At 43.2% G+C, this 12,468-nt stretch carries 8 protein-coding genes; 4 read left to right on the forward strand and 4 right to left on the reverse strand.

The window, feature by feature from the left end; translation table 11 throughout:
- Positions 1–7 precede the first annotated feature (7 nt).
- Both GO620_RS05870 and lpdA read right to left on the reverse strand, forming a co-directional pair.
- A complete protein-coding gene (locus GO620_RS05870; protein WP_157523554.1) occupies positions 8–847 on the reverse strand; it encodes an MBL fold metallo-hydrolase in 840 nt (279 codons plus the stop codon).
- A gap of 106 nt (positions 848–953) precedes the next feature.
- Complete coding sequence (gene lpdA, locus GO620_RS05875; protein ID WP_157523555.1) at positions 954–2,345, reverse strand: dihydrolipoyl dehydrogenase; 1,392 nt, start codon at positions 2,343–2,345, stop codon at positions 954–956.
- A 304-nt stretch (positions 2,346–2,649) separates the two neighbouring features.
- Here lpdA and GO620_RS05880 point away from each other — a divergent pair, with 304 nt between their 5' ends.
- The gene (locus GO620_RS05880; protein ID WP_200230736.1) at positions 2,650–5,970 is read left to right on the forward strand and encodes a TonB-dependent receptor; all 3,321 of its coding nucleotides are present in this window, start codon (positions 2,650–2,652) and stop codon (positions 5,968–5,970) included.
- Positions 5,971–5,997: 27 nt separating this feature from the next.
- Positions 5,998–6,501, forward strand: a complete 504-nt coding sequence (locus GO620_RS05885; RefSeq protein WP_157523557.1) for a hypothetical protein — start codon at positions 5,998–6,000, stop codon at positions 6,499–6,501.
- Between the two features lie 101 nt (positions 6,502–6,602).
- Here GO620_RS05885 and GO620_RS05890 read toward each other — a convergent pair whose 3' ends face one another.
- Positions 6,603–7,784 (reverse strand): AIR synthase related protein, encoded by a 1,182-nt coding sequence (locus GO620_RS05890; protein ID WP_157523558.1) that lies wholly within the window; start codon positions 7,782–7,784, stop codon positions 6,603–6,605.
- 114 nt (positions 7,785–7,898) lie between these two features.
- Here GO620_RS05890 and GO620_RS05895 point away from each other — a divergent pair, with 114 nt between their 5' ends.
- Positions 7,899–9,296, forward strand: coding sequence for a chloride channel protein (locus GO620_RS05895; RefSeq protein ID WP_157523559.1), 1,398 nt, complete (start codon positions 7,899–7,901; stop codon positions 9,294–9,296).
- 31 nt (positions 9,297–9,327) lie between these two features.
- Here the strand turns inward: GO620_RS05895 and GO620_RS05900 are convergent, their stop codons facing one another.
- A complete protein-coding gene (locus GO620_RS05900) occupies positions 9,328–11,499 on the reverse strand; it encodes a glutamine synthetase III family protein (RefSeq protein ID WP_157523560.1) in 2,172 nt (723 codons plus the stop codon).
- A gap of 154 nt (positions 11,500–11,653) precedes the next feature.
- Here GO620_RS05900 and GO620_RS05905 point away from each other — a divergent pair, with 154 nt between their 5' ends.
- Entirely contained in the window at positions 11,654–12,466 is an 813-nt protein-coding gene (locus tag GO620_RS05905) for an energy transducer TonB (protein ID WP_157523561.1), read from the forward strand.
- Positions 12,467–12,468 lie beyond the last annotated feature (2 nt).

Consider the following 12,468-nt stretch of genomic DNA (forward strand, 5'->3'; position numbering starts at 1 on the left):
AACAACCTTATAACTCGGATAATTTAAATGTGTTTTTAACCCTTATGCCTTTTTCTGTTTGCTGCACCGTACAGCATTCGTTAACAGCATCGTGCTCTAAGAACATCACGTATTCTTTTTCCGCAGCTTCGTTAAAAAATGAATGCCTTTCTGCCATGGTTGTCAGCGGAAACATATCATAAGACATTACATAGGGGATAGGCAAGTGCCCAACAGAAGGCAACAGATCTGCCATGTACAAAATCTGTTGGCCTTTATAATTAATAAGCGGCAACATCATAGATTCTGTATGGCCCGATACAAAGCGTACATCAAAACCATCTAAAAAATTAGTTTGCTCAGAAACATTAATAAATTTTAGTTGTCCGCTTTGTTGTATCGGTAAAATGTTTTCTGAAAGAAATGATGCTTTTTCGCGCTCATTTGGTTTTGTAGCCCAGTCCCAATGCTTAGCATTGCTCCAATATGTGGCATTTTTAAAAGCAAGGATAAGATTTTCATTGTTGCGTTTTACAGCACCTCCAACATGGTCAAAGTGCAGATGGGTTAAAAACACATCCGTAATGTCATCAGCAGTGAAGCCTTTAGAGTTTAACGATCTTTCAAGAGTAACATCACCATGAAGGTAGTAGTGACTAAAAAATTTTTCGCTTTGCTTGTCACCTATACCAGTATCGATCAGTATCAGCCTTTTACCATCTTCAACCAGCAAACAGCGCATTGCCCAGGTACACATATTATTTTCATCGGCCGGATTAGTTTTTTGCCAAATGGATTTGGGTACAACGCCAAACATAGCGCCTCCATCTAATTTAAAGAATCCGGTGTCGATGGTGTGTAGCGTCATGTCCGAAAGTCGGTTAAGTCAGAAAGCCCGAAAGTATCGATTTATGCATAACAAAAAAAGTCCGAAAGTTTACTACTTCCGGACTTTCTGACTAAATGTTTTTAGCTTATAGGTGTATTACTTCACCGTATGCATCAGCGGCAGCTTCCATAACGGCTTCGCTCATAGTAGGGTGTGGGTGAACGGTTTTAATAATGTCGTGACCGGTGCACTCCAGTTTACGGGCAGCTACTACTTCGGCGATCATTTCGGTTACATTGTAGCCCATCATGTGCGCGCCAAGGAATTCGCCGTACTTCGCATCAAAGATCACCTTTACAAAACCATCTTTAGCACCTGCGGCGCTTGCTTTGCCCGATGCGGAGAAAGGAAATTTACCAACTTTGATCTCATAGCCTGCTTCTTTAGCTGCCTTTTCTGTGTAACCCACAGAGGCAACTTCGGGTGAGCAATAGGTACATCCCGGGATATTATTATAGTTAATTGGCTCTACGTGTAAACCTGCAATTTTTTCCACACAGGTAATACCTTCTGCAGAAGCGACGTGTGCCAAAGCCTGGCCTTTAACAATGTCGCCGATAGCGTAAACGCCCTCAATATTAGTCTTGTAGTAATCGTCTACTAATACTTTTCCTTTGTCGGTTTTAACGCCCACTTCTTCAAGGCCAATGCCTTCAAGATTGGTGCTGATACCAATTGCAGACAATACAACTTCGGCTTCTATCACCACGTTACCTTTATCTGTCTTGATATTAACTTTACACAAGTCGCCGGTACTGTCAACAGACTCAACTGTTGAACTGGTCATTATTTCGATGCCTTGTTTCTTTAAGCTACGTGCAAGACCTTTTGAAACATCTTCGTCTTCTAATGGAACGATATTATCCAGAAATTCAACGACAGTAACTTTTGTACCGATGGAGTTATAAAAATAGGCAAACTCGATACCGATAGCCCCTGAGCCAACAACCACCATAGACTTTGGTTGCTGCGGTAAATTCATCGCCTGGCGGTAGCCAATAACTTTTTTACCGTCTTGTTTAAGGCTTGGCAATTCTCGTGAACGGCCGCCGGTAGCTAAAATAATGTGCTTTGCCTGGTGTTCTGCAATTGTGCCGTCTGCAGCTTTTACTTCGACTTTACCAGCACCTTTAAGTTTACCAAAACCCATGATCACGTCGATCTTGTTTTTCTTCATCAAAAACTGCACGCCCTTGCTCATACCATCAGCAACGTTACGGCTGCGTTTTATAACTGCGCCGAAATCTACCTTGCCCTGGCCTTCTATAGTGATACCGTAATCTGCAGAGTGGTTGATATATTCAAAAACCTGGGCACTTTTTAACAATGCCTTAGTAGGGATACAACCCCAGTTTAAGCAAATGCCACCAAGAGATTCCTTTTCGACAATGGCGGTTTTTAAACCCAATTGGGAAGCGCGAATGGCAGCTACGTAACCGCCCGGGCCGGACCCTATAACAATCAGATCGTAATTCATGTAGTTTGTATGGTTAAACTTTTGTGGTGCAAAAATATGCAAAAATGCAAGGATTGCGAAACCTGCTTGTGAGGCCTGTGTCACAACTTCCATAGCTTACGACACATGACCAAAACTGTAACTAGTTTGACACCGCAACGTGGCATTTTTAGTTACTCACAAAGTTAAATGCCTCACCACTACGCTTTTCGCTTATTTGGTTATGCCTGTTAATAAAATTTAATCAGTGTTAACATTTGCTTAACATTGGTTATGAAGACTTTACTTACTTTTGCGGCAAATTAAATAACGAAAATCCATGAACATGAGAAAACACTTACTTCTCTTAATCATTTTCTTGTTTACTACCATCGCAACCTTTGCACAGGTTACCTCTAGTAGTATGACAGGAACAATCAAAGACGAAAAGGGCGAGACCTTGCCCGGCGCAACTGTAACGGCTACACACGTACCATCGGGTACTGTATACTCTGCAGCAACAAACAAAGATGGTTTGTTTAACTTGCCTGGTATGCGTGTAGGCGGCCCTTATACCGTTACAGTATCTTTCATAGGTTATGCTAAATCTACATTAGAGAACATCACTCTAAAATTGGGCGAGCCTTACATCGTAAATTTAAGGATGTCTGTAACAGGTGTTACCCTGCAAACAGTTAACATTGTTTCATCAAAAAAAATCGTGTCTGCTAAATCTGGTGCTACTACCAACATTAACAGAACAGCTATCCAAACGTTGCCTACGTTTAACCGAAGCATTACGGACTTTACCCGTATTTCGCCACAAAGTAATGGTGGTTCAAGTTTTGGAGGCCGCGATGCGCGTTTAAATAGTGTAACAGTTGATGGTGCAAACCTAAACAACACTTTCGGTACATCATCAGACCTTTTCCCGGGTGGTGGTGCACAGCCGATTTCTATTGAAGCTTACGACGAACTTTCTATTAATAACTCACCGTTCGACGTACGTCAATCTGGCTTTACCGGTGCAGGTATCTATGCTACAACTAAAAGCGGTACCAACACTTTCCACGGTTCTGCATACACTTACTACAAAGATCAATCTTTTAACGGTGTGCACATCGGTGATAATGACATCTCAGCTGCTGTAGCAAAATCAAGTACAAAAACATATGGTGCTACTTTGGGCGGACCGATCATCAAAAACAAATTGTTCTTTTTTGGTAACTACGAGCGTGAAGTGTCTACAAGCCCTGGTATCAACTACTCTCCAACAGGAGGTTCAGGTACAGGTACTATTGCCGCTACACCGGTTGCAGACTTGCAAAAAGTTCACGATTACCTGTTAAATAATTATGGTTATGAAGCTGGTGGCTTTGACAACTTCCCGGCTTTCCAACCAAAAAATACTAAGTATTTGGTGAAGTTAGACTGGAACATCAACACCAAGAATAAGTTGACCGTTAAATATTCTTATTTAAAAGCAACCAGCGATGTACAGGTTAACTCGACCAGTACGCCTAATAACGGTGCTTATACTTATACCAGCAATGCAGTAACAAACGCTACTACAACTCGTGGTACAGGTGGTTTACCAAATGGCCGTTACAGTAATCAATCTATCGCATTTGAAAACTCTAACTACGGTTTCTTAAACGTTGTAAAAACAGGTACAGCAGAGTTAAATAGCTCTATCAGCTCAAAACTTTCTAACCAGTTGTTATTCACCTTTAAGAACTATGATAACCCAAGAACTTCTAAAGGTGGTATTTTCCCAAGCATTGATATCTTCAATGGTAACGGATCTAACTACATCACTGCAGGTTCTGACCCTTACACAAAATATAACGAGGTTATTGATAATACCACAAGCATTTACGATAACGTAACTTATTATGCAGGTAAACATACCATTACAGCAGGTATCAACTACGAATACCAACGTATTGGCAACGCGTTTTTACCAGGTGCTGCAGGTTCTTATATCTACAACTCATTAAATGATTTCTTAACTAACGCTCAGCCAATCCAATTTACTTATAACTATTCTTTGGTACCGGGTGTTGACCAAGTTTTCTCTGCAAATCTTAAGACAGGTACGCTTAGTATCTATGCTCAGGACGAATTTAACGTTACTAACGACTTTAAGCTGACTTACGGTTTACGTGCGGAAAGAACAAACGTTTTAGAAAACCCTATTGAGAACCCACAAATCACTGCGTTGCAATTGCCTGATGCTAATGGTAACATCACAACTTATAACAGCGGGTTGTATCCTAAAAACAGAACTTACCTTTCTCCAAGGGTAGGTTTCAGAGCCAACTTGCTTGAAGACAATTCATTAGTTCTTCGTGGTGGTGTTGGTATCTTTACAGGTAAAGTTCCTTATGTGTTCTTAACCAACGGACCAAGTAACAGTGCGATGTACAACTTTGGTGCGGTTGCAACTGCTGCACAGCTAGCTACTATCAGGTTCAGCCCTGATCCAAGCGTTTACAAAAACCTGTTCCCTACAGCTGCTGGTACCGCCATCCAAACCTCAACTGTTGTGTTAGACCGCAACTTCAAATTCCCTCAGGTTTTCCGTGCTAACTTAGCAGTTGAGAAAAACTTAGGTAACGGTTTCACAGCAACATTTGAAGGTTTATACACCAAAGACATCAATGCTACACGTATGCGTAACGCCAACCTTAAAACACCTACCGGTGTAACTCAAGAGGTTGACGGTGTATCTCGCCCTCGTTTCATAGGTACAGGTACAGCTAACGCGGTTGGTGCTGCAGATCGCTCTATTTATCCTGCATTGTCATCTGTTATAGTGTTAGAAAACACTAATATTGGTCACGCAATACAGCTAACCGCACAATTGAACAAATCGTTTGCTAACGGCTTTAACGCTAACTTAGCTTATACCTTTACAGATGCGAAAGAGGCATTCTCTTCAGCAGGTTCAACAGCGGCAAGCGTTTGGGCAACAACTGCAAACGTTGGTACAACAAACGACATTGAGTCTGGTTACACCGGCTTCTATGTTCCTCACCGTATAGTAGGTTCTGCTTCTTACAAGTTTAACTATGCTAACCACGTATCAACCAGCGTAGGTGTTTACTATCAAGGTTCTGCAGGCGGCAGCCCGTTCAGCTATGTAGTTAACGGCGATATCAACGGCGATGGTAACGCATCATCAGACTTGATGTACATCCCTAAAGCAGGTAGCACTGTAAACTTTGCTCAATACACTGCCGGCGGTGTAACTTACACAGTACAACAGCAACAAGACGCGTTTGAGCAGTTTATCAACAACTCGCCATACCTGCGCAGCCACAGAGGCCAGTTTGCACAACGCAACGCTTCATTCCTGCCTTGGTATAACCGTGTAGACGCGAACATCTTACAAGATTTCTATATCACAACAAAAGGTGGACACAAACACACGCTAGAGTTAAGCGCGGTAATGATCAACGTTCCAAACTTCATCAGCAAATATTGGGGTATACAACAACAGACTGTTACAACCAGCCCGTTGACTTACACATCTATAGATGCTAATGGCGTTCCAACTTATAACCTGCGTAACATTGGCGGTACTTTGGTAAGCTCACCTTTCCAAAACGCCACTGCAAATACTACATGGAGTTTATTGATCGGTGCTAAATACATATTCTAAGATCAAACACATTTAAGAAATAAAAACATGAAGAAATTTATCATATCAGCATTTGTGGCAGTGATTTCATTAGGAATGTTTTCTTGCACAAAACAAGCAGATGTTGCTGCTACTGAACCAAACCTGCCATCTATCCAGATCAGCAGTTTAGGTACCCAGCAAATAAGCCCGCTAACTATTTCAAGTGGTACTTTAACACTTATGTTTGGTGCCACCACTACTAATGCGGCTCCAGCAGCTTTTAAACTTGAGTTTTACGCGGCTACATCAGCAACAGGGCCAATCACCAAAACCGTAAACTTCCCAACCTGGTCTGGAAGTGATGACGCGGCTGGTGGCCATACTATCAGCTATGTGTTAGAGCCGACCAGCTATCCTAACACCCAGGTTTATGGCGGTACTATTAACCTTAAATTAAGCACTTTAGGCTTGGCTGCAGGTAAAACTTACACAGTTAAAGCTTACGCTTATAAATCTGGTAACGCAACACCGTCTACCATTACAACTACTTCATTATTTAAAGTTCAGTAATACTTAGATAATTAAGGATAACTAAAGAGCCCCGCATTTGCGGGGCTCTTTTTATTTAGGATGGTTTTAATTTCTTTGTTAATATTACTGTATAAGGATCGTTATCGGTAAGTAAATTCCCCGAATTCTGAGTGGATGATGACCTGCTTTTGATCTGCAGATTCTACACGGCCAACTATTTGCGCCGGGATGCCGTAGTTTTGTGAAATGGTAATAATATCCTGAGCGATATCTGGTGAAACATACAGCTCCATACGGTGACCCATATTGAACACTTTGTACATTTCTTGCCATGATGTTCCCGACTCTGCCTGAATAAGTTTGAACAAAGGCGGAACTTCAAACAGATTATCTTTTATTACATGCAGGCTGTCTATAAAGTGCAATACCTTAGTTTGAGCGCCACCGCTGCAATGAACCATACCGTCGATCTGCGAACGGTATTTATTTAAGATTGCTTTAATAACCGGCGCATAGGTGCGGGTGGGAGAGAGCACCAGTTTACCGGCGTCTACCCACTTTCCGCTGCCTACATCGATTTTGTCTGTTAGGCTTTTAGTTCCCGAGAAGATCAAATCCATTGGCACAGCCGGATCGTAGCTCTCAGGAAAATCTTTTGCCAACTGTTTATTAAATACATCATGACGGGCAGACGTTAAGCCGTTAGAACCCATGCCACCGTTGTATTCAGATTCGTAGGTGGCCTGGCCGTATGATGCCAGCCCCACAATTACATTACCCGCCTTAATGTTTGCATTATCAATAACGTCGCTGCGTTTCATGCGGCAGGTTACCGTTGAATCCACAATTATAGTCCGGACGATATCGCCTACATCAGCAGTTTCGCCACCGGTAGAGTAGATGCCAATACCATGATCGCGCAGTTCCTGTAGAACTTCTTCGGTACCATTGATAATAGCTGCTATTACTTCGCCTGGTATCAGATTTTTGTTACGCCCTATTGTGCTCGACAGTAAAATGTTGTCAACGGCACCCACGCAAAGCAGGTCATCGATGTTCATGATTACAGCATCCTGGGCAATGCCTTTCCAAATCGAGAGGTCGCCGGTTTGCTTCCAGTACATGTAAGCAAGAGAAGATTTTGTGCCGGCACCATCGGCGTGCATTATGTTGCACCAATCATCTTCGCCACCCAAAACATCAGGGATGATCTTGCAGAACGCTTTTGGGAAGATGCCTTTGTCTATATTTTTTATGGCGTTGTGAACATCATCTTTAGAGGCAGAAACACCCCGCTGGTCATAGCGCTGCGTAGAATTCATGGCTCAAATATAGCGTTAATCTCGTTTCTATAATTTACGTTTGGTATCTTTGCCGCATCCCCTAAATTACTGCGTACGCGCTTACTCAAGATAGCGTGCCATTCTACCATCTGCATGAAATTGTTTTCTGCCATAAGGCTGATTCTGAAAAGGATCTTTGATCGTATTCATAATGAAAAATTAAAGAAAAACGCGCTGCAGGCGATACCTTTTTGGATAGCGTCTGTCATTACCGGCTTGTTCGCGGTTGCTTATGCCCGGTTGTTCTTATACGCCGAAAACCTAACTGCTATTATTTATCATTTTCACACGTGGCTGCTGTTTGTTGTCACTCCATTGTGTTTTGTAATTGCCTGGTGGCTGGTTAACAAATATTCGCCTTATGCAAGAGGTAGTGGTATCCCGCAAGTGATGGCCGCCATTGAACTTTCATCGCCCAAAACTAATCGGCTGGTAGATAAGCTGCTTAGCTGGCGAATCATCATTATTAAGGTAGCTTCAAGTCTTGTGATGGCCATAGGAGGAGCCATAGTAGGCCGCGAAGGACCGACCATCCAGATCTCAGCATCGGTTTATAAGTTAATTTACGGCGTTTTGCCGGACTGGTGGCCAAAGATCGCCAAAAAAAACATGCTGGTTACAGGAGCTGCGGCCGGCCTTGCAGCCGCGTTTAATACACCTTTGGGTGGGATAGTATTCGCAATTGAAGAACTGACCAAAACACATATAAGCTTCTTTAAAACCGCCATATTTTCGTCGGTGATTATTGCAGGCTTAACGGCTGAGGCATTCTTAGGCCCATACCTGTACCTGGGGTATCCCAAGATAGATCACTTATCGGCCTGGGTCTTTTTCCCCGTGGTGTTAGTGGCGCTCTTAGGCGGCTTGGCCGGCAGTGGTACCACTAAGGTAATGTTATGGATATTTGCATGGAAAAAGAAATTCCCATTTAAGCGTCACCAATTATTGTATGCACTTGGAGTGGGGTTCGTTGTTGCGTCGATAGGCTATTTCCTCGGCAAAGAATCCCTCGGATCGGGTAAGGAAACTATGGTAAGGGTTTTGTTTACGCACAATAAATACTCTGAATGGTATGACGCGTTTGTGCGGATGGGCGGATCGATATTATCTTTCACATCAGGGGGAGCAGGTGGCGTATTTGCGCCTGCCTTAAGTGCAGGTGCAAATATAGGCTCAACTTTTGCAGGCTGGTTTACCGCTAACGATGCGGATGCCAACATTATGATACTTGCCGGCATGGTAGCCTTTTTAACCGGTGTTACGCGTTCGCCTTTTACATCAGTGATCTTGGTACTGGAAATGACCGACAGGCACAACCTTATTTTCCATCTCATACTTGCCGGCATGGTGGCCAGTCTTGCGTCTGTGCTCATAGATAAACACTCGTTTTATGATCATTTAAAGTTGCAATATGTTACCGACTTAATTAAGGGCGAACAAAACAAAACGGCCATTAAAGAAGGCGCCGCCCCTGCAGAACCGCTACCATAAAAAAGCCCCTCTTTAGGAGGGGCGTTAAGCTCTATTTAATAAAAAGTAATTCTCTGAACTTTGGCAATGGCCATAGACTATCATCTACCAGTTGTTCTAATTTATCAACGTGGTAGCGGATGGGTTCAAAGAATGCTTTCACCTTCTCGTCATAGGCGATAGCTTTCTCGCGGGTATCGTCAATGTTATTGGCTTTTTTGCGCTCTTCAACCATTTGATCTGTGTTAGATTTAATGAAATTGATGTGCTCTGCCAATTTAGTAATGATGGTTAGTTGCGCGGCGTAGCTGTCTTCTTTTAAGCCAATATTCTTCAATCCGGCAACGCTGTCAACAAGATTAGATTGGTACGCGATAGCCGCCGGAATGATCAGGCTGTTAACCAGTTCACCCATAACACGCGCTTCAATCTGCAATTTTTTGTAGTATTCTTCCAGTAAGATCTCGTGACGGGCATGCGCTTCACGTTTGGTGTACACGCCGGTTTCTTCGAAAAGTCTTTCGGTTTTTTCAGTAACCAACGCATCAAGCGCTTTAGGCGTTGTCTTAACGTTTGCTAAACCGCGGCCTTCTGCTTCAACTTCCCATTCGCCGCTGTAGCCGTTACCTTCAAAACGAATTGATTTAGATTCTTTAATATAGCGTTTGATCACCGTCATCAAGGCTACATCTTTCTTTTCGCCTTTCTTGATCAGTTTGTCAACATCAACTTTAAAGCGTTTTAACTGGTCGGCAACTATCAGGTTAAGGACCGTCATCGGACTGGCCGAGTTGGCAGATGAACCAACAGCGCGTAATTCGAATTTGTTACCTGTGAACGCAAACGGAGACGTACGATTTCTATCTGTATTGTCTTTTAGTATTTGCGGCACTTTAGGAATGCCTTGCCATAGCAGCGCTTCATCCTTTAATTTTTTACTGATACGTGATGTATCGATCTCATCAAGAACATCATTCAACTGCGAACCCAGGAATATAGAAATGATTGCAGGAGGGGCTTCATTAGCACCTAAACGGTGGTCGTTATTTACAGATGCGATAGAAGCACGTAACAGGTCGGCATGTTCTGAAACCGCTTTGATGGTATTGACAAAGAACGTTAAGAACATCAGGTTATTCTTCGGCGTTTTGCCCGGCGACAATAAGTTTTTGCCGGTATTGGTGATCATAGACCAGTTATTGTGCTTGCCCGATCCGTTTACACCTGCGTAAGGTTTCTCGTGTAATAATACCTTGAAATTGTGGCGTTTAGCTACTTTATCCATCAGGTCCATCAACAACGAGTTGTGGTCGATCGCCAGGTTGATCTCTTCATATATGGGCGCACACTCGAACTGAGAGGGTGCCACCTCATTATGTCTTGTTTTTAACGGAATGCCCAACAGCAATGCTTCTGTTTCAAAATCCTGCATATAGGCATAAACACGCTCAGGTATCGATCCAAAATAATGGTCTTCTAATTGCTGGTTTTTTGCAGACATGTGACCAAATAGCGTACGGCCGGTCAAATACATATCAGGGCGGGCGTTGTACAACGCCAGGTCAACCAAAAAATATTCCTGCTCTATACCCAAAGAAGCGTTTACTTTCTCAATGCCCTTATCAAAGTAGTGGCATACATCAACAGCAGCCCTGTCTAACGCACTAAGTGCTTTAAGCAACGGCACTTTGTAATCCAGCGCTTCGCCCGTGTAGGAAACAAATATTGTTGGGATACAAAGTGTACGGCCCATAATAAATGCCGGAGATGATGGATCCCAGGCGGTATAGCCACGTGCCTCAAATGTGTTCCTTATGCCACCGTTAGGAAAGCTTGATGCATCAGGTTCTTGTTGTGCCAGTGCTTCACCGCTAAACTTCTCTATTGCGCCGTCTGCTGTTGGCTCAAAAAACGCGTCGTGTTTTTCAGCAGTTGTGCCGGTTAAGGGTTGAAACCAGTGTGTATAATGCGTAGCGCCCTTGCTCATAGCCCATGCTTTCATAGCTGAAGCAATCTGCTCTGCAGTTTCACGCTGGATAGATTCGCCGTTGTCTATAGAATTGGTAATGCTTTCAAAAGCTTCTTTAGACAAATACTCGCGCATTTTCTTTTTATCGAAAACGTTTGCTGCAAAATAGCCCGAAATTTTTTCGCCCGGAAGTTTCACTTCAGGAATTGTACGGGTCATCACGGCTTCAAGTGCCTTAAAACGGATGTTTGACATAAAAGGGAATAAAATTCAGTTAATAATCGATCGGATTTTTATTAGTCGCTACTAAAATGTCCAAAGATGCAAAATTTAAAAAATAGTTTATGGAAAATGTGGACGATTATCATCTATAGAGAAACAAACTTTTAACCAATTAAACTAAACGGCTATGCTAATTCCAAAATTTGATCTCTACAAGACCGAGTGGCTTGATCTTGTGTTTGCAAACCGCAACAAAAATTACGGTGCATATGAACTCAGAAACCATTACGGAAGGGTTATGACGAAGGCCATTGGCTGCACTGTAGTGGGGGTTGTTGGCGCAGCACTTATTATCAACATTGTAACTAAACGATCAACAAAAGATGACGCGCCTGTACACACCACGGTTGTAGACCTTACCAAGGTGCTGCAACCGCCGCCGGCAAAACCAAAACCTGTAATAGAACACCCGCCATTAGCTTCGCAGTCAACAGCCAGAACGGTTGTTATTCCTACGCATGTCACCTCGCGCGAAGACATACCAACAGACCCGCCGACGCTTACGGAAATAGAGCATGCCGCAGTAGGGGCAGAGGCCAGTAAAGGTACTTCCACCAATGTAAACGTACCTGTTGATATACCCGCGACCGGCGGAGGGGTGGGTAACGCAACCGAAGCTGCACCGGTGGATAATACAGTGCATTTACTGACAGATGTAGCCCCCGAACCTTTTGGTGGTATGGCCGGCTGGTCCAGATTTTTGCAGAAGAACATGCGCTATCCAAATACCGACGTGGAGGGACGCGTGATATTATCATTTATTGTTGAGCGCGACGGCAGCCTTTCAGATGTTAAAGTGATCAAAGGCATTGACAACCAATTGGATGCCGAAGCTTTGCGTGTTTTAAAGATGGCGCCAAAATGGAAGCCCGGGCTGCAAGGAAACAAGCCGGTGCGTGTGCAGTACACCATACCTATAAATTTTCAACTGAGTAACTAAAT

This window comes from Mucilaginibacter ginkgonis (genome assembly GCF_009754905.2).
GTDB classification, from domain to species: Bacteria; Bacteroidota; Bacteroidia; order Sphingobacteriales; family Sphingobacteriaceae; genus Mucilaginibacter; species Mucilaginibacter ginkgonis.